This is a genomic window from Arthrobacter terrae, assembly GCF_015708085.1.
Classification (GTDB): Bacteria; Actinomycetota; Actinomycetes; order Actinomycetales; family Micrococcaceae; genus Arthrobacter_M; species Arthrobacter_M terrae.
The window spans coordinates 19,861-37,189 of sequence record NZ_JADNYM010000018.1 but is presented as its reverse complement, the minus strand read 5'-3'; the positions used below and the strand labels follow the sequence as shown (position 1 = coordinate 37,189).

16 protein-coding genes and 1 tRNA gene are annotated in these 17,329 nt (G+C 62.6%); 13 read left to right on the top strand and 4 right to left on the bottom strand.

Translation table 11 applies throughout. The features are described 5' to 3' along the window. Positions 1-2 precede the first annotated feature (2 nt). The 4 genes from IV500_RS14195 to IV500_RS14180 all read left to right on the top strand — a co-directional run bounded on the left by IV500_RS14195 (position 3) and on the right by IV500_RS14180 (position 3,953). Positions 3-1,106 carry a prephenate dehydrogenase gene (locus tag IV500_RS14195; protein WP_196397467.1) on the top strand — a complete coding sequence of 368 codons (1,104 nt, stop codon included), beginning with the start codon at positions 3-5 and terminating at the stop codon, positions 1,104-1,106. Beyond that, positions 1,106-1,876: a (d)CMP kinase gene (gene cmk, locus IV500_RS14190; protein WP_196397521.1), complete on the top strand. Its 771-nt coding sequence runs from the start codon at positions 1,106-1,108 to the stop codon at positions 1,874-1,876. Before IV500_RS14195 ends, cmk begins: the two co-directional genes overlap by 1 nt. A 175-nt stretch (positions 1,877-2,051) precedes the next feature. Continuing rightward, on the top strand, positions 2,052-3,620 hold the full coding sequence (gene der, locus IV500_RS14185; protein ID WP_196397466.1) for a ribosome biogenesis GTPase Der: 1,569 nt from the start codon (positions 2,052-2,054) through the stop codon (positions 3,618-3,620). A 259-nt stretch (positions 3,621-3,879) separates the two neighbouring features. Beyond that, positions 3,880-3,953 (top strand) — tRNA-Pro (locus tag IV500_RS14180). Positions 3,954-4,081: 128 nt separating this feature from the next. Here the strand turns inward: IV500_RS14180 and IV500_RS21550 are convergent. Both IV500_RS21550 and IV500_RS21545 read right to left on the bottom strand, forming a co-directional pair. After that, entirely contained in the window at positions 4,082-4,399 is a 318-nt protein-coding gene (locus IV500_RS21550; RefSeq protein WP_230854991.1) for a tyrosine-type recombinase/integrase, read from the bottom strand. Positions 4,400-4,683: 284 nt separating this feature from the next. Continuing rightward, the gene (locus IV500_RS21545; RefSeq protein ID WP_230854990.1) at positions 4,684-5,121 is read right to left on the bottom strand and encodes a hypothetical protein; all 438 of its coding nucleotides are present in this window, start codon (positions 5,119-5,121) and stop codon (positions 4,684-4,686) included. Between the two features lie 171 nt (positions 5,122-5,292). On the opposite strand from IV500_RS21545, the gene IV500_RS14170 reads away from it, so the two are divergent. The 4 genes from IV500_RS14170 (at position 5,293) to IV500_RS14155 (ending at position 10,849) form a co-directional block, all read left to right on the top strand. Then, on the top strand, positions 5,293-5,877 hold the full coding sequence (locus IV500_RS14170; protein WP_196397465.1) for a type IV toxin-antitoxin system AbiEi family antitoxin domain-containing protein: 585 nt from the start codon (positions 5,293-5,295) through the stop codon (positions 5,875-5,877). Then, the gene (locus tag IV500_RS14165) at positions 5,874-6,803 is read left to right on the top strand and encodes a nucleotidyl transferase AbiEii/AbiGii toxin family protein (protein WP_196397464.1); all 930 of its coding nucleotides are present in this window, start codon (positions 5,874-5,876) and stop codon (positions 6,801-6,803) included. Before IV500_RS14170 ends, IV500_RS14165 begins: the two co-directional genes overlap by 4 nt. A 184-nt stretch (positions 6,804-6,987) precedes the next feature. Next, entirely contained in the window at positions 6,988-7,524 is a 537-nt protein-coding gene (locus IV500_RS22280; protein WP_376770211.1) for a dsDNA nuclease domain-containing protein, read from the top strand. Then, positions 7,499-10,849: a hypothetical protein gene (locus tag IV500_RS14155; RefSeq protein ID WP_196397462.1), complete on the top strand. Its 3,351-nt coding sequence runs from the start codon at positions 7,499-7,501 to the stop codon at positions 10,847-10,849. The genes IV500_RS22280 and IV500_RS14155 overlap by 26 nt, the downstream gene beginning before the upstream one ends. Before the next feature lie 302 nt (positions 10,850-11,151). Here the strand turns inward: IV500_RS14155 and IV500_RS14150 are convergent, their stop codons facing one another. Continuing rightward, the gene (locus IV500_RS14150; protein ID WP_312875935.1) at positions 11,152-12,516 is read right to left on the bottom strand and encodes a flavin-containing monooxygenase; all 1,365 of its coding nucleotides are present in this window, start codon (positions 12,514-12,516) and stop codon (positions 11,152-11,154) included. Between the two features lie 284 nt (positions 12,517-12,800). On the opposite strand from IV500_RS14150, the gene gcvH reads away from it, so the two are divergent. The 5 genes from gcvH to IV500_RS14125 all read left to right on the top strand — a co-directional run bounded on the left by gcvH (position 12,801) and on the right by IV500_RS14125 (position 16,008). Continuing rightward, positions 12,801-13,187, top strand: a complete 387-nt coding sequence (gene gcvH, locus IV500_RS14145) for a glycine cleavage system protein GcvH (RefSeq protein ID WP_196397460.1) — start codon at positions 12,801-12,803, stop codon at positions 13,185-13,187. Positions 13,188-13,259: 72 nt separating this feature from the next. Beyond that, a complete protein-coding gene (locus IV500_RS14140) occupies positions 13,260-13,763 on the top strand; it encodes an FHA domain-containing protein (RefSeq protein ID WP_196397459.1) in 504 nt (167 codons plus the stop codon). 8 nt (positions 13,764-13,771) lie between these two features. Continuing rightward, positions 13,772-14,536: a transcriptional regulator FtsR gene (gene ftsR, locus IV500_RS14135; RefSeq protein ID WP_196397458.1), complete on the top strand. Its 765-nt coding sequence runs from the start codon at positions 13,772-13,774 to the stop codon at positions 14,534-14,536. A gap of 44 nt (positions 14,537-14,580) precedes the next feature. Further along, positions 14,581-15,084, top strand: coding sequence for a bifunctional nuclease family protein (locus IV500_RS14130; RefSeq protein WP_196397457.1), 504 nt, complete (start codon positions 14,581-14,583; stop codon positions 15,082-15,084). Between the two features lie 333 nt (positions 15,085-15,417). Then, positions 15,418-16,008, top strand: a complete 591-nt coding sequence (locus IV500_RS14125) for a MerR family transcriptional regulator (protein ID WP_196397456.1) — start codon at positions 15,418-15,420, stop codon at positions 16,006-16,008. Between the two features lie 98 nt (positions 16,009-16,106). Here IV500_RS14125 and IV500_RS14120 read toward each other — a convergent pair whose 3' ends face one another. Next, positions 16,107-16,946 (bottom strand): ParA family protein, encoded by an 840-nt coding sequence (locus IV500_RS14120; protein ID WP_196397455.1) that lies wholly within the window; start codon positions 16,944-16,946, stop codon positions 16,107-16,109. Positions 16,947-17,329 lie beyond the last annotated feature (383 nt).

Sequence of the window (17,329 nt, the reverse complement as noted above, 5' to 3'; positions counted from 1 at the left end):
GGATGAATCCGTCGCATCTGACTGGACCGGTGCTGGTCATTGGCACAGGTCTTCTGGGCGCCAGCATTGGGCTCGGGCTGCGTGCCCGGGGCATTGACGTTGTTTTAAGCGACACATCACCTTCGGCCCAGGCCGTAGCGGTGGATATCGGCGCCGGACGCGGGCTCGTGCACAGTGAGGCTCTGGAGCCTGAGCTGATTGTAGTGGCCGCACCGCCGGACGTCACGGCGGACGTCGTGGCAGCGGCACTGGCAGAGTACCCGGGCGCCGTCGTCGTCGATATTGCCAGTGTCAAAGCCGGAATTCTAGCCAGGCTGCGGCGGCTTCCCGGTGTCTCTGCAGCTGAATTAAGTCGCTACGTTGGTACACACCCGATGGCCGGCAGCGAACGTTCCGGCCCGGTGGCAGCACGTGCGGAACTGTTTTCCAGCACGCCATGGGTGCTTTGCCCGTCGGAGGAGAGCTCGGCAGCGGCCATCAAAGTGGCCCATTCGCTGGCCATTGACCTGGGATCAGTGGTCTTTCGGTTCACCCCGGACGACCACGACGAAGCGGTGGCGTTGGTCTCCCACCTGCCGCAGATCATGGCGTCCCTGGTGGCCTCGCGTTTGCAGGACAGCCCCGCCCACGCGCTCTCACTTGCAGGAAACGGCCTGCGCGATGTCACCCGGATTGCCGCCAGTAACCCCGCTATGTGGGTTCAGATCCTCGGTGCGAACGCGGCGAAACTGGTCGAGATTATGCGCGGCGTTCGGGCCGATGTGAACCGTTTGATCAGCACCCTGGAGGCTCCTACCGCTCCTGGCGCCCATTTGGATCTGGCCCGACTGATCAGTGAGGGCAATGCCGGCCAGACACGAATTCCCGGTAAACACGGTGGTCCCGCGCAGGCATACGCATGGCTGACCATACTGGTGGAGGACAAACCCGGTCAGATTGCGCGGCTGCTGACAGAAATCGGGGACATTGGGATCAACGTCGAAGACTTACGGCTGGATCATTCGGCCGGCAGGGAAGTGGGCATGGTGGAACTCTCCGTAGTACCCAATAAGCGGGTAGCTCTGGTGCAGGAACTGACGGATCGCGGCTGGAAGGTCATATTGTGATGGAAACCCAGGACCGTGCCGGTGGACAGACGCCGGACTCGGCGGCACCGGATCTGCGCCATCTGCGCCTGGGCAAGCCCCTGGTGGTGGCGATCGACGGTCCGTCCGGATCCGGGAAATCCAGTGTCAGCCGGGAGGTCGCCCGACGGTTAGGGCTGGCCTATCTTGATACCGGCGCAATGTACCGGGCCCTCACCTGGCACTGCCTGGCTTCGGGTGTGGAGCTTGACGACGCCGTTGCCGTGGAGGCATCTGCCCGGGCCTTGAAATTGGAGCAAAGCACCAGCGTTGAGCACGAATTTGTCAAAGTTGGTGACTTGGACATCACAGAGCAGATCCGCGAACCGGCGATCTCTTCCGCGGTCAGCGCAGTGGCAACCACGTTGGGCGCCCGTACCGAGCTCGTGCGACGGCAGCGCGAAGCAATCACGCACGCTGCCAAGAGAATGGTGGTGGAAGGCCGCGACATCACAACGGTGGTTGCGCCGACCGCGGAGGTCCGGCTGCTGCTGACCGCCAGTGAAGAGGCCAGAATGGCACGCCGCGGGATGCAGTTGGGCGGAACGCAGACGGCGGAGCAGCTCACGTCCCAGGTGCTGGCCCGCGATGCCCAGGATTCCACCGTCGTGGAATTTCAACGTGCGGCCGATGGCGTGGTAACGGTGGATTCCTCCGACCTCGACTTCGAACAAACTGTGGCCGTAGTCCTGCGCGTGGTGCTCGAGGCGGTGGAGGGAAAACACTTCCGAAGCTCCGCTGCCGAAGGTTAGGCCAAACCCGGCACACGACAGACGTGTTTCAATGGATAAACGTGTTTAAAATAATCCAAGCAGCCGGTCACCCAGATATCCGGCCATCCGCACACGTCCAGGCCGCGTTTGCCGCCGGGGGAAACATATTTTTTGCGGACGATGACCTTACAAATCAGCATGAAGGAAAGCAACCATGAGCGACTCTCAGTCCACCGGCCGAAACGATGCAGGTGACTTTGGCCACGGTGACGAAGAATATACGCCCACCGGCACTGACCGGGTTGCTGAGCACCTGGCCACCCTCAATGACGAGGACGCGGAGGTTCGGGCGGCATCACTGCGTGCCGGGTTGTCCGACTACGAGCTCGACGACGAGGATGCCGCACTGCTGGACGGTACCTTCGAAGACGCTGACGACGACGGACTAGTCCGCCAGGATCCGGTGCTCGCCATTGTCGGACGGCCCAACGTAGGGAAATCCACACTGGTGAACCGCATCCTTGGGCGCCGTGAAGCCGTGGTGGAAGACACCCCCGGAGTCACCCGCGACCGCGTTAGCTATGCCGCGAACTGGAGCGGACGCAAATTCACCCTGGTGGACACCGGCGGCTGGGAGCACGACGCACGCGGAATCCACGCCCGGGTGGCGGACCAGGCCGAGGTAGCGGTCGGAATGGCCGATGCAGTGCTGCTGGTGGTCGACTCCACCGTGGGCATTACAGCCACCGACGAAGCCGTTGTCAAGATGCTCCGCCGGTCCAAAAAGCCGGTCATCCTGATCGGCAATAAGGTAGACGATATTGTGCAGGAATCCGACGCCGCCATGCTGTGGGGTCTTGGCTTGGGGCAGCCGTGGCCGGTCTCGGCTGTGCACGGCCGAGGTGTTGCGGACATGCTCGACCGGGTCATGGAAGTACTCCCGGAATTCTCCGCCGTTGAAGGACTGGAACGCTCAGGCGGTCCGCGCAGGGTGGCCCTGATTGGCCGTCCCAACGTCGGCAAGTCCTCGCTGCTGAACAAGCTGGCCGGGAGCGAGCGCGTGGTGGTGGACCCGATGGCCGGCACCACCCGCGACCCGGTGGATGAATTCATCGAGCTGGGGGATCGTACCTGGCGCTTTGTGGACACCGCCGGCATCCGCCGCCGTGTGCACATGGCGCAGGGCGCGGATTTCTACGCCTCGCTGCGGACCCAATCCGCACTGGAGAAGGCAGAGGTCGCCGTCGTCCTGCTGGCCGTCGATGAAGTGCTTAGCGAGCAGGACGTACGCATCCTGCAGCTGGCCGTCGAATCCGGCCGTGCACTGGTGCTGGCATTCAATAAATGGGACCTGCTGGACGACGAACGCCGCCGCTACCTGGAGCGTGAAATCGAGCAGGACCTGGCCCATGTGGAATGGGCGCCGCGGGTCAACATCTCCGCCAAAACCGGCTGGCACAAGGACCGACTGGTGCCGGCGCTGGACCTGGCGCTGGAGAACTGGGACCGGCGTATCCCGACCGGCCGGCTAAACGCGTTCCTTGGCGAGCTCGTCGCCGCACACCCGCACCCCGTGCGCGGCGGTAAGCAGCCCCGCATCCTCTTCGGCACACAGGCCTCCAGCCGGCCGCCCAAGTTCGTCCTCTTCACTACCGGTTTCCTCGATGCCGGCTACCGCCGCTTTATCACGCGCCGGCTGCGGGAAACCTTCGGCTTCGAAGGCACCCCGATTGAGGTCAGCATGCGGGTGCGCGAAAAGCGTGGAAAGACCGCCCGGAAGTAGCGCACGCAGCAGGTACGACGACGACCGGCAGGTGGCGCCGTCGTCGTACCGTTCGCCCAGCGTTCCACGCTCGATTCCGCGCAAATCCTGCGCAGCGTTCCGCGCAAATCCTGCGCAGCGATGCTCCCTGCGCAACGCAGCGGGCCAACGCTGCGCAGAAGTGACCGCCCATGACGTCTGCTGGTCGGCACGTCACGGTTTTTACGGTAAGCTTTTTGAGGTGGTTCGCCCGGCCGTATTTTGGCCGAAGCGGAACTTTCGGGCTGTAGCGCAGCTTGGTAGCGCACTTGACTGGGGGTCAAGGGGTCGCAGGTTCAAATCCTGTCAGCCCGACAGAAATAAGGTACCTGATCAGAAGGTATTTTTGTAAAGTCGTCAGATCGGTCTTTGCACCGATTTTGGACCCAATTTCGTACCCACTGGACCCCTTGACTCGACATGGTCAAGGGGTCCAAACGTCTCTAGCTGTCCATCGTGGCCTCCAGCAGGTGTTCGTTAATTCGTACTGCCGCGTTCTGCAGCGTTGTGTTGTCAGTGTGTAGGTACGCCCGCGTCGTCTCGACGGACGCGTGTCCAAGGATGTCGCTCACGACGTGAATCGGGACGCCCGCATTTGCGAACCAGGTTGCACCCGCATAGCGGAGATCGCGACGACGCAACCCCGGCAACCCCAGCGATGCAACCAGTGCGTCCCAGTCGGTTGCATTTCGCAACGCTGCACTCGTAATGACGCCGCCGCGAGGCCCGCGCAACAGCGGCAGGTTGCGCGCGCGTCGCATCGTGAGCCTGCGCAGCAGTGGCTCGAGTGGCTCAATGATCGGTACGCGGCGTGCTCGATGACCCTCGGAGGTTTGGTGCTCAGGCCACCAGCACCGGGGAAGCACTGGCGTTCGATCGTGACGATCCTGTTCGTCCAATCGATGTCGCCAACAATGAGCCCGGCCACTTCTGAAGTGCGCGCCGCAAGAAACTCGCTGAGCATGACGTGGTCGTCGTAGCTCTGGTGGGCCTCGGCGCATGCGGCAGCGATCAGTTTGACACCGGTGAGTGAAGGAATGCGTATTTAAAGTTGCGGTGCCTCCCGCGTCCGATTCCGCCGATGAGCTCGGTCTCTCACCGGATTTCGGATGATGATTTCGTCGCGAACGGCCTCGTCGAGAACTCGTGTGAGTGCAGCGATCGTGTTCTTCAGCGTCGAGCGGGAGTGCTCGACCTCCCAGCGGTCGATGCTTCGGTCCACGATCCCGGCCGTGATGTCCCGAATGCGTAGACGCCCGAGCGCCGGTAGGACTCGGAGCCAAAGACCCGCCCGGTATCCGGAGGCAGTGGAGGTCATATCCACTCCCCGGAGGAACCGATCTCCGATCCGATCTGCGCAGCCCGTCAGCGTGATGAACGGGTCGAGGTCCGCGCCGACGTGGGTCCCCAACGCGCTGAAGAACTCGCGTGCGGACGGTTCGCTGTCAACGGTGAACGATCGACTTTTGCGAAAACCTGACATCGGGTCAGTCCACCTCGCTCGTGCGCGAATACGTTCTCCGCGGGGCAAGGTGTCGGTGTTGATGCGGACTCCGACAGGAGGGATGAGGGCAAGGGGACTTTTCATCCTTTGAGCCTCCTCGTTGTCTTCCTAACTCATTACAGATAGCCTTCATGTGTAGAGAGTTGGGAGGTGAACGTGTTGGTAGCAGATCTCGCACCAGTGTTCACGCTCGGCGACGCTCGCCACGCAGGCCTGCGGAAAGACCAGGTTTACGACCTTCTCGCGAACGGGGAGATCGAACGCGTAGGCCGCGGCGTATATCTGCGTCCTGACAGGATCGAGCCCGCCTTCGCCTCGCTCGCCGCAGCAACGGCTGTGCGTGAAGAGGCGACGTTGTGTCTGACTAGTGCGCTCGTACACCACGACCTGAGCGACGCCATCCCGTTCGAGTCTGATATCGCCCTCCCGCGAGGCACCCATCATCCCGTTGGACTCGCTCACGTTGCATGGCACAGCTTCGACCCGACGACCTTCCACGTCGGACGCGACCACATCGATGCCGGAAATGGATTAACGCTTGCCGCCTACTCGGCCGAGAGAACGATCGTGGACTGCTTCCGGCTCATGCATCAGGAAGGCAGCGACGTCGCCTACGAAGCACTCCGACGGTGGTTGCGTCGCCGAGGGAACTCGCCGGCAGCCCTGTTGAAGGTTGCATCATCGTTCCCGAAGGCACAGCCGCGGATCCGCCAGGCGCTCGAGGCGCTCCTATGACTCCGCCAATACCGACACGAGACACGCCTGCCGGGCAGGCATACAACGATCTGCGCAACCTCGCTCGCCGCGATGGACGCGATCCTGCCGAGTACATCACCTTGTACGCGCTCGAAGGTTTTCTCGCCCGGTTGGCCGTCTCTGAGCACGCTGGAAAGTTCGTGCTCAAGGGTGGTGTGCTCATGGCAGCATTCGCTGCGCGCCGACCGACCCGCGACATCGACTTCGCAGCGACTGGATTCGCCAACGACACCGCCGATGTCGAGCAACGGGTGCGCAGCATCATCGAGGTGCATCTCGACGATGGGTTGGAGTTTGATCCGGACTCCGCTGTGGGGGAGCCGATCCGGGACGACGCCGACTACAACGGCGTCCGCGTCAAGGTCACGGCGCAACTCGCGACAGCGCGAGTAGCTCTGCACGTCGACGTGAACTTTGGCGATCCGATCTGGCCGGCCCCAACCGAAGCGGTGCTCCCACTCCTGCTCGGCGGAACACTTCGATTGAGGGGATATCCCGACCACATGGTGCTTGCCGAGAAGATCGTCACCGCGATCGAACGAGGTGAGCAGAACACCCGGTGGCGCGACTTCACCGACATCGCGGCCATTGCCCGCACCCGGAGAATTCGCGGCACGGACCTGCGTTCGGCGATGGACACCGTTGCGCGCTACCGCCAAGTCGAGATCGAACCGCTTGGTCCATTGATCGCAAACATGCCCGACCTCGCGCAACGCAAGTGGGAGGTCTGGCGACGGAAGCAACGGCTCGAAGGGACGACGCCCGTCCGCTTTGGTGAGCTTCTCGACACATGTTTTGCACTTACCGAACCGATCCTTTCTGAGAGCGCCACCAACCTGTCATGGGACCCGCGAACCGGGTTATGGAAAGTGCCCACTTTCGAACCGGGAGAAAGCCCTTGGTGACTTCGACGGGCAGGAATTCGAAACCGATCCAAGCATCGTGGATGGACATTGACTCTACGGAAACTCCAGCGAGCAACGGTTCAGCCTCGGGGAGAACAGCTAGCTGTGGAATCATGCGAAAAGCAGGTCTACTGATAGTTTCGGGACTTCTGGGTGCGTCACAGGTCGTCAATACCATCGAGATATGACCCGTCGAGACTCAGAGGGCACGACAGCCGAAGCGCGCCGACGGCGTGCCGCGCAAGAACGCCGCGGTAAGCAAAGGGAGACTTTGCCATCTCCCAGCCCAGCGTCTTTGCCTACGGAGCCACAGGCTGCGTTGTGGGTCGCATCTCGAGCCGGTGCGCGCGCGGGGCGAGGTTTTCGTTTTCAGAATCTGGTCGCCACGCTCGTTGTATTGAGTCTGTGGAGCGAAGGTGACGCGACAGCGGTGGTGACACCGGAAGGGTACGACGACATTTCGGTGCAGTCGTCGAGCGGGTCATTATTCATCCAGGTCAAGTCGCGACGCGAGAGCGTGGGCGATTTCGAGGCTACAGACCTGCGAAGGGACTTGCGTTCCGTCGCGAAGGCTTGGGTGAAGCGCAGGGACGCCGGACTCTCAGCCGCGACAATCCTCTTGCTAGAGCGCCCGGTCGCCCGAATTCCAGTACCCGAGTGGGGGAGCGTGGCCGCACAGCCTGCCTCCAGCGGCCGTGTGTACCCAGGTAGGAGAGGCTAGCGATGCCAATGCCGACCCGGATGTAGCGAGTCGCGCAGCCGTGGATATTGCAGGCATCGATGTCCTCAATGACCAGGTCCTTGCGACCGTTGACCTCGAGTTGCTCGATGAGGCAAGGTCGGTAGGGATCTGCGAGGCAATCGACTGGAGATCGCCTGCTGATGACTCGGACATACGTCAGGGCGTGCATGTGGGGGCTCCTCATGTCGCTGCCGGATTGCTCGTGCCCCGTGTTGAACTCACCCAGCAGGTGATCGAAGTCGCGGCGACCCGGCGGCTGGCGGTCATCGCCGGACCTAGCGGCAGTGGCAAGAGCGCACTCGCCTACGCAGCTTTGTACGAGACCCGGAGGCTGTATCGCTGGCAGCAGGTTCACTCGCTGACACCAACGGGGCGCACCGGACGTGATGCCGTCGCGCTGCTCTCCGCACGCATCGAGTCTTTACATCCGAGTGCATATGCCCCGGTGGGAGTCCTCATCGACGACTCTGGGCGCCACGACCCGGATCTGCTCGATCGACTGCTGAGACGGCTCGCGGATCTGTCGAATGTGATCACCATTGTTTCGATCCGGGAGGAAGATCGCTTCCCTGTCCCGCTACTATCGACCGTCGCCACGATAACGCCCATGCTTGACGACACCTTCGCAGAGCAACTCTGGCGCGACTACCGGGCTGACAATCTCACCGAATGGGCTGGATGGCGGGAGCCAGCCGAGCGAGCAGGCAGCCTCCTACTGGAGTACATCACTCTGCTTACCGAAGGCGTGAATCTCGACACCGTCGTCAGTGCGCAAGTCCGCGCACGCGAAGCGGACCCGAGTCGACACCTTGAGCTTGATATCCTGCGGCTGGCGTCGTGCGCCAACCAATACGGCGTCGCCATACCTGCGCACGCGATCCAAACCGCCCTGGACGCCGACCGCGGCGCATTCATCGCCGCCAGCCGCCGCCTCATCGACGAGCACCTCATCGTTGAGGACTCGGGCAATCTCATACGAGTGCTGCACGATATCCGCTCCGCCGCACTCGCCCGGGCAGCCCACCCCTTCGGACAGCAAGAGACCCTTGAGCGCCTTGTTCCACTGGTGACCAGCGGCGAACTCGCACGATTCCTCCGACGCGCACTCGAGTCCGGGGCTGACCCGACCGTAATGATCCCGGCCGCAACCGAGCGCATCACACGCGATCGCACCCTCCAGACGCTCATCGCAGTCGCATCCGCATTCCGCGCCGATGGACTGCGACGGCGGGCCGACGACTGGAAGCTTATCCTCGATGAATGTGACGTTGATGCTGGCAACGCTGTAACTGCGTTCACGATGTCCCGCACAAAGCCACGCCCCGACACAGAACAGCTCTTCAAACCCGAGATTGTGGCAGCCGTCGAGCGACTCCGCAGTGCGGTCCCCGACGATAACGCAACTCGACTCCTTTTGCAGGCCATCACGGTACTCCGCGGCTTTGATGTCACCGGCCTGGAGTCCACGGCGGTCGCAATCGGCGCACGCCTGACAGTATGGCCGCTGCGCGACGCAGCCGACATGACGGAAGCGTTGCGCCGCGCGGCGCCCGAACTTGCGGAACGCGCCGTCATCACAGCCGGCGGCGAGCAGCTCCTCCTGCGCAGGATCGCGACAGAAACACCGTGGCTAGCCTCGCTGGAACGCGTAGACGACGGGGTGGACGGCAGGTGGATCTTCATCGACGAGAAGATACAACCGAACCAGAACGAGGCTGTCGTTGAGGTCTGCCGACTGGCCCTCGCTCTTGCGCCGACAGCGGTGATCGCCAGAGTAGGCGCGGTCGATGCCCTGGGGCGTTTGGTAAAGCTGGGCGACTACCCGCTCGTTGACAAAGCGATCCCGCGGGAGAATCTGCCCCATGCGCTCGAAGTCTCCGAAAACAGAGCCCAGGCGCGAGCCTTGTCCCGTAAGTACGGGGCGGGCACGCTGACCTCCAAGCTTGCGGCTGAGGCTAAAGCGCTCGGGGCAATCATCGACCTGCTCCCCGAAATCACGATCGCCCACCTCGGCGATCGGGCTCTGTCACAAGCTACTGTTCGTCGGTTCGAATCGGTGAACGCGCTGCTTTCCAAGATGGACTCTCCGACAGATGAGGCCTACACGGACGAAGTGCCTGGCGCGCTCGGTGACTATCCCGTCGAGAGCGATGCCGTAACTGTCGTGCGACTGCTGCTCCAGCAGGTCATTCCGAACCTTGCACAGGCAGACGTCGTCGAGCGGCGTCCCATCCCGACAGTCGGAACGCTCGACAGCCTCATCCCCAAGGTCGGGGCCTTGATCGAACTCGACCGATACCGCTTTCTGCCCAACCCGCCGGATTGCGCTCAGCTACTTGACTGTCTCCGCCAATTGCGAATGGTCGCGTCCGCCAGCGCAGGATCGGACGCATCAATCCGCGTATCGATGCGAGCCGCTGCTGGGCGACACGCGGGAACCGCTCGGGTTGCCGCTGCAGCCACCGTCGCGACCGAACGCTCCTCCGCAGCCCTGCAGAAAGAGGCCGAAAAAATGCGACTTGCACTCGCTGACTCGGGGTACGCCGTCACCGTAGTGCCAAGCTCCTCCGACCAAACGATGATGAGTTGGCTGCCCGGAGACCTAGCGATCAGTGTAGAAGGAGAGAGCGTCCTCACTCATCTGAACGCTCTCGCGGCTCTCGCGGATGCCGCGCGAGATGCTGCTGAACAGCCAGCCCGGCGCGTATGGATTGGACTGCGCTCAGCCGGCGGTTACTTGCCCGCCTCGATCTTCCAAGTCGCACATCAAGGGGCGCTCCCACTTGGCGATCGCAGAGCGCCTTCCGCATTCGCAGGGTCGATTGCTGCGACACCAATTTCCGGTCCCTATGGGGCCTATCTTCAGCAAGCTCGTCGTCTCTCGTCGATCGCGGCGATCATCGCGGTCCGCGGGAGCACTCTGATCTCCGACGAGAAAGGCCGGGTACTTGAAGAATCGTGGGACCGCCTTGTCGGCCTCAAAGCGCAACTCGATGAACTGACCTCCGCTCACGCTGGAACCGAGTATGTTTCCACGCTCAGCAACATTCTGACGGTCATCGGCTCGGCGATCACTGATGATCTGTCTATCGCAAAGGACTTGGCGGAGAAGGGGCGATCTGGATGGGACGAGATCGCGAGCTTGCAAAGCCCGCTGATGCTCGACGCCGACCAAGCGGCTAAACCTGGCGCCGATGCTGCGGTCGTCTACGGCACGGCCGTTGTCATCACGGACATCGAGGACGATTTTGAGGATGCGGATGACCGCGTTGCACACATGCAGGAGCACGGTCCGAGTTCCTAAGAGGGCAGTAGTCAGTTATTGGATGACTGGCAAAGCCTCGGTAACGTGTCCTTGGCGTACCGCAGGAGGGGGACCAAAAGGGGACCAGAATCATGCAAACCGTGTATCTTATGACGTGCCCTGCATGATCTGGCCCGCGGAACTATGCAGTTGCTAACTCGAATCGAACGGTTCGGACGCCTGGGGGTCAAGGGGTCGCAGGTTCAAATCCTGTCAGCCCGACAGAAAAATGCCTGATGAGGCTCAAAGTTTCATCAGGCATTTGTCGTCTCCGGATGCTTCGATTATCGCCGCGGGCTGCCTCACCGTCTCATGCGCGACGGACCCCGACGGCGGCCCGGGCGGGCGCGCTGCTGGCCGCGGGCTTGTTCGCGGGCGAGATCCCAGAGGTAGTGATCGAAGTCCACCTCCATGGTGTGTCGCGGGGAGGCGTAGAACTGCCGCTTATTGCGTTCGTGTTCCTTGGCCATCTGCCTGCGGACTTCCCCTTGGGGCGGGAGCGCGTAGCGCCCGCTCAGTGTCTGGGCGATCCACGCTCCCTGCGCTTCGGCCAGCGGCATCACCGCGCCGATCGGTTGCATCAACCCGACAAAGAACAGACCGGGCAGGTCCGGATGCACCGTCCGCTTCCAGAGCGGCAAATCGTTATCATCCGTGGCGGCCAAGGCGGGGTCAAGGAACGGGAACGTCACCTTATATCCCGTCGCCCACACGATCAGATCGGCCTTCGCACGGTTGCCGTCGACGAACACCACCCCATCGCCGTCGAAACGTTCGATGCCCGGGCGCACGGTGACTCGGCCCGCGGCGATGCGTGCGCGGATCTGGTCCGATTGAACCGGATGCGATTGGCCCGGCTTGTGCGCCGGCTTCGGCAGACCGTACTTGTGCAGACCTCCGGCGGTCATCGCGCCGATGCGCAGCCGCAACGCCGTCGCCCACCACGGCAGCCAGGCTGGCAATGTGATCTGGTCGCTGGGGTGCCCGAACAGGTATTTCTGCAGCACCCTTTGGCCGCGGCGAATTGACAGGGCGACGCTCTTCGCGCGGTAGGAGCCCTCGACCGCGATATCCATGGCAGAGTTGCCGGCACCGATGACGAGAACGTCGTGGCCCGCAAGCTGATCTCCGGATCGGTAGTCGTGGGCGTGAATCTGCCCGCCGTCGAATGAGCCGGGGTAGGCGCAATCAGGCCATCGTGGATCCCAGTGATGTCCGTTGGCGACCAGCACCGCATCGTACCTGCCCACCCGTTCGCGATCCGGCCCGCGAGTGCGCACCAGCCAGCCACCACCGAGATCTCGGGTGACCTCTTCAACAACGGTGTCGAAGGTTATCTTGTCCCGGAAGCCAAAGTAGTCCACGTACTTCTCGAAGTAGGCGTGCACCTGGTCGTGCCGGGCATATGGCGGATAGTCATCCGGCATCGGAAAATCTGAAAATGCCATCCGCGGGCAGGAGGTGTTGATCTCCAGCGTCTCGTAGCACGCAGATAAGCCGTTCGGGTTATCGAAGAGCCAGTTGCCTCCGATAGCGCTGCCGCGTTCGAAGCAGTCGAACGGTACACCGGCCAGGTACAGCGCCTTGGCGGCGGCGATCCCGGAGGAGCCGGCACCGATGACGCAGGTGCGGGGTAAGGACTCGTTCACGGGGATGGCGGCCGTCACTGCAGCACCTAGATGTTCGGGCTTCACCAAGTAGGACATGGAGGGAAGTATCACAGTACACATAGGTATTTTCAATGGCGGGATGGCGGGATGGCGGGATAGCAAGATCGCGGGGTGGTGAGATGGTGACCTGCGATGCCGGAGATTTGCTGGACCGTCCGGCTGGACCCTCCTGCTGTCGGTGGCCGGCGTCCGGTATGCCTATACTTTCTGCGGCGGCTTGTAATGCCGGCCACCGCCCGAAAGACTGGACGAAAGCAAGTCCCACCCGCGAAAGGCACCAAATGAGCAACATCCCAGCAGACCTCTCCTACACGGCCGAGCACGAGTGGATTACCGCGCCGGACGCGGACGGCGTTGTCCGGGTGGGTATCACCGATTTCGCCCAGGACGCGCTAGGCGATGTTGTCTACGTGCAGATGCCGGAGGCCGGCACGCAGGTCGGTGCCGCGGCCGTCGTCGGAGAGGTGGAGTCCACCAAGAGCGTAAGCGACATTTACGCTCCGCTTTCCGGTGCGGTATTCGCCCGTAATGAAGCCCTGGATGCTGATCCTGCGCTGATTAACTCCGATCCGTACGGTGCCGGCTGGCTGCTGGAAATCAAGCTCGACGACGTCGCCTCGGTGGACGCCTTGCTCAGTGCCGGTGAGTACGAACAACAGGTAGGCTAGAGACACGCGTGCGGCTTGGTTGCGCGTCCGGCTGATCCAGCCCGTAAACAACATAGACGAGAAGGAGTACCGATGGTTGAGAACTCAAGCAACGCCGTGCCCAGTGGTCAGGCGGAGTTTGCGGATCAGCCCGGCGCTTCAGAGACCACGTCCATCCACCTGCCGCCGTCCAGTACGGAACCGGCGGTTGAATACAAGCTGGCCCCCGGGGAGCGCGTTGCTGTTGAGGCCCTGCCCGCCGGATCGGCGCTGCTGATTGCGCACAGCGGCCCAAATCGTGGAGCCCGGTTCCTGGTGGATGCCGATACCACGACGGCGGGACGTCACCCGGGTGCCGATGTGTTCCTTGACGACGTCACCGTGTCCCGCCGGCATGTACAGTTCCGCCGCCTGCCGGGCGGTTTCGAGGTCGTCGATTCCGGCAGTCTTAACGGCACATATGTCAATGGGGACCGGGTGGATTCGGTTCGGCTGCGCTCCGGCGACGAGGTTCAGATCGGGAAGTTCCGGCTTACCTATTACTACAGCCCTGCGGTTCCCGTCGGGCCCGCCGTTCCCGTTCAGACGCAATCCTGAGGGCGGCGATGGCAAGCAGCGCAGCGTCGGCGCGCAGATCCCTGCCGGACGTCCGCGTCCACCGGGGGAGAACTGCGCCGCAGGTCATCTTTAATATCGGCGAGGTATTGGCGCAGTTGACCGAGGATTTCCCGTCAGTTACCGCGTCCAAGATCCGCTTCTATGAAGAGAAGGGGCTGATCACACCGCAGCGCACTCCGGCGGGCTACCGGCAGTTCCGGGAGCCCGACGTCGAGCGCCTGCGCTTTGTGCTCGCGCTGCAGCGTGACCATTATCTTCCGCTGAAGGTGATCCGCGGTTATCTGGACGCCATTGATCGAGGCGAGGGGCCCGAAAACCTGCCTCCGGGGGTATCCATTGCGCCCCGGATGGTCTCCGATGAACTCGCGTTGGAGCTTAAGAGCCGGGCGCGCAGACTCACTCCGGAGCAGCTGCGTGTCGAATCCGGTGCCAGTGCTGAGCTGCTGTCCTCGCTGGTCAGTTTTGGGCTGATCGCGGCCCAGGAAGACCATTTTGATGATCACGCGCTGCGGGTCGCGAAGGCATGCACTGCGTTATCCGCGCACGGTTTGGAGCCGCGTCACCTGCGTCCGTTCCAGGCCGCAGCAGAGCGGGAGTTCGGGCTGGTGGAAAGGGTGGTGGCGCCGCTGAGCTCCCGGCGGGACGGGGCCTCTCAGGCCAGGGCCGCGGAAACGGCCCGGGAGATCAGCGAGCTCTGCCTCGGTCTGCACAGTGCGCTGGTGCAGGACCGGATCGCGCGGATGGACCGCTGATGCCGGCTGAGCAACCTATGCCTGCGAAGGATGACTGACCGGACATGATTGAGCTGGAGATCGTCGGGGTGCGGGTGGAGATGCCCTCCAATCAGCCGCTGGTGCTGCTCAAAGAGATTGCAGGGGTCCGCCACTTGCCGATTTGGATTGGTACAGCGGAAGCGACCGCGATTGCGTTGGCGCAGCAAGGCGTCGTCCCCCCGCGGCCGCTGACTCACGACCTGCTCTGCAGCGTGGTGACCGCTTTGGGCCGCAGGGTCGCGAGCGTGACATTGACAGCTGTGGAGGACGGTGTTTTTTATGCCCAGCTGACGTTCGATGACGGAACGGTGGTGGGCTCGCGGGCATCGGATGCGCTGGCGATCGCGTTGCGCGCCGGCTGCACCATCTGGTGTGCACCCGAGGTGCTGGAGGATGCTGGCGTGCAGGTCACGGACCACGATGAAAATGATCCCGATGCGATTGATTCGCCGGAGGCAGAAGAACGCGAGTTGCGGCGGTTTCGGGAATTTCTCAATGAGGTCGAACCCGAGGATTTTGATAAATAACGACGACGGTCCGGTGCGGTTGGGTACGGCTAAGGTTAAACCTGAACCTTAAAGTTCCGACACGGTCAAATTCATAGGTCCCGCGTCTTTGACCAAAAGCCTGTGCGGCTCTAACGTCGATACTGACAGCCCCCATTGCCGGTGGGGAATCCTGCGGGCAGAATGAGGGGTAGGCGCAGAGCTGAAGACTATACCCCGGTCTTTTCAACGAATTTCCCAAAATGAATTTCCGGTCTGAATCTTATGCCGTATTTTTTGCCGTTTTTGCCGTAGGTGAGAGCTGCAGCAGCTGATATTGGTTCCGATGAAGGAACAACGATAAGGAGGGTCCACGTGAGTCCGAAAGGCGACGCCGGCGAACTAAGGCAGGCTCCCGTCCCGGGTGCCGTCATGGCGGCCGGGGCACAGGGGCTGCTGTTCACCGAGGATCTGCCGGTCCTGGACGTCGATGCCGGTTACCGCGGGCCCACTGCCTGTAAGGCCGCGGGCATCACTTACCGCCAGCTGGACTATTGGGCCCGGACCGGACTGGTGGAACCGGCGGTGCGCGGCGCTGCCGGCTCCGGGTCGCAGCGCCTGTATGGTTTCCGGGACATCCTGGTGCTGAAGGTGGTCAAGCGACTGCTGGATACCGGAGTATCCCTGCAGCAGATCCGTTCTGCTGTGGAGCACCTGCGCGAACGCGGGGTCGAAGATCTGGCACAGATTACCTTAATGAGCGATGGAGCTTCGGTCTACGAATGCACCTCCGCTGACGAGGTAATTGACTTGGTCCAGGGCGGTCAGGGCGTCTTTGGCATTGCCGTGGGCCGGGTCTGGCGCGAGGTGGAGGGAACTCTCGCAGCGCTGCCCAGCGAACACGCCGAGCAGTCTTTTCCGGACGACGAGCTGACCAAGCGGCGGGACGCGCGTAAAATATCCTGACCGGGACTAATGCAGACCTTCTGGAGCAGGCCTATACTCTCGAAGAGGATAGGCCTGAACCGGGTCGCTGCCTGCGCTGGGCCGTTAAACAGTGCCCGTTAGCGACGGACCCGATTTCGCACGGAACCCTGCGCCAGCAGGCCGCTGAGCAGCTGGTCGAAGAGCCCTGAGGCGTTCTTGGCGGATTCGCCCGGCCACTGATGAATCGGATGTGCCGCGCCCTGGATCTGCTGCCAGTTGGCCTGCTCGGGGATTGTCGGGGAGAGCAGCAGGGGGCCGAACATCGTTTTCATTTCAGCCAGGCGGTAGGTATGTTCATTGGATCCGCTGCGCACACGGTTCGCGACAATGCCGGCGGCGGTCAACGCGGGGGCGAACTCGGCGCGGAACAGCTCGAGCGCGCGAAGGGTGCGCTGCGTTCCGGCGACTGAAAACAGCGCCGGTTCGGCAACTAACAGCACCCGGTTGCTGGCGGTCCAGGCGATTCGGGTCAGGCCGTTCAGCGACGGGGGGCAGTCGATGAGAACCAGTTGATAGTTACCGGCACTGCTGCCGGCTGAATTGGCGGAGTTGTTGAGCAGGGTGACCAGCCGCCGCAGGTCTCTGCGGCCAAGATCCGGCCGGTCGTAGATGCCGGCGAACGCCGAACCGATAGCTACGTCCAAAACGGCTGTGCCGCCGTCGGCCCTGGCATTTTCGACCCAGCCGCTCGGCAGCACATTAGCCGCGAGCCGGGCCTTGCGTGCATGTTTCAGCATCCGGCCAATGTCCAGCTGACCGTCGGCGCGCACGCCCAGACCGGTGGTGGCATCCGCATGTGGATCAAGATCGATCACCAAGGTCCGGATGCCGGCAGCGAGGGCCGCAGAGGCAAGGCCCAAGGTGACGGATGTCTTGCCGACGCCTCCTTTGAGGCTGCTGATGCTTACTACTTGCACGGGGTGAACCAATACCCTTTCGTCGCGTCGTCGTTTGCGTGGTGTGGCTGCGTAGCCTGCTCCTGCCGGCCATTCGTCCGGTAAGTATGTGGCGCCGCCAGTTGTCCGGACGCAAATAGGCTCCGGATTCATCATATGTTGATGGCCCGCGGTTTCAGCCCTCGGGCTGGCGTCGGTCCGATGTGTGCCCCATTACGACGTAAAAACGTGATTTGAAACACGTCGACTTGTCCAGACCTCACACCGTCGCACAGACTGGGCACTAATAGACTCAGCAACAGACCGGCACTGCTTTGAGGTAGGACTTCGAGGTGCGGCCGGGCGCTGACCGGTAATGCCGGGCATGGCTGGGCTGTCCCGCTTTCACGACCAGTTCCCCAGGA

Excerpts from the sequence above, each read along its gene's own strand:
- IV500_RS14195 (WP_196397467.1), top strand. The coding sequence starts at position 3 with ATGAATCCGTCGCATCTGACTGGACCGGTGCTGGTCATTGGCACAGGT.
- cmk (WP_196397521.1), top strand. The coding sequence starts at position 1,106 with ATGGAAACCCAGGACCGTGCCGGTGGACAGACGCCGGACTCGGCGGCA.
- der (WP_196397466.1), top strand. The coding sequence starts at position 2,052 with ATGAGCGACTCTCAGTCCACCGGCCGAAACGATGCAGGTGACTTTGGC.
- IV500_RS21550 (WP_230854991.1), bottom strand. The coding sequence starts at position 4,399 with ATGCGACGCGCGCGCAACCTGCCGCTGTTGCGCGGGCCTCGCGGCGGC.
- IV500_RS21545 (WP_230854990.1), bottom strand. The coding sequence starts at position 5,121 with ATGTCAGGTTTTCGCAAAAGTCGATCGTTCACCGTTGACAGCGAACCG.
- IV500_RS14165 (WP_196397464.1), top strand. The coding sequence starts at position 5,874 with ATGACTCCGCCAATACCGACACGAGACACGCCTGCCGGGCAGGCATAC.
- IV500_RS22280 (WP_376770211.1), top strand. The coding sequence starts at position 6,988 with ATGACCCGTCGAGACTCAGAGGGCACGACAGCCGAAGCGCGCCGACGG.
- gcvH (WP_196397460.1), top strand. The coding sequence starts at position 12,801 with ATGAGCAACATCCCAGCAGACCTCTCCTACACGGCCGAGCACGAGTGG.
- IV500_RS14140 (WP_196397459.1), top strand. The coding sequence starts at position 13,260 with ATGGTTGAGAACTCAAGCAACGCCGTGCCCAGTGGTCAGGCGGAGTTT.
- ftsR (WP_196397458.1), top strand. The coding sequence starts at position 13,772 with ATGGCAAGCAGCGCAGCGTCGGCGCGCAGATCCCTGCCGGACGTCCGC.
- IV500_RS14130 (WP_196397457.1), top strand. The coding sequence starts at position 14,581 with ATGATTGAGCTGGAGATCGTCGGGGTGCGGGTGGAGATGCCCTCCAAT.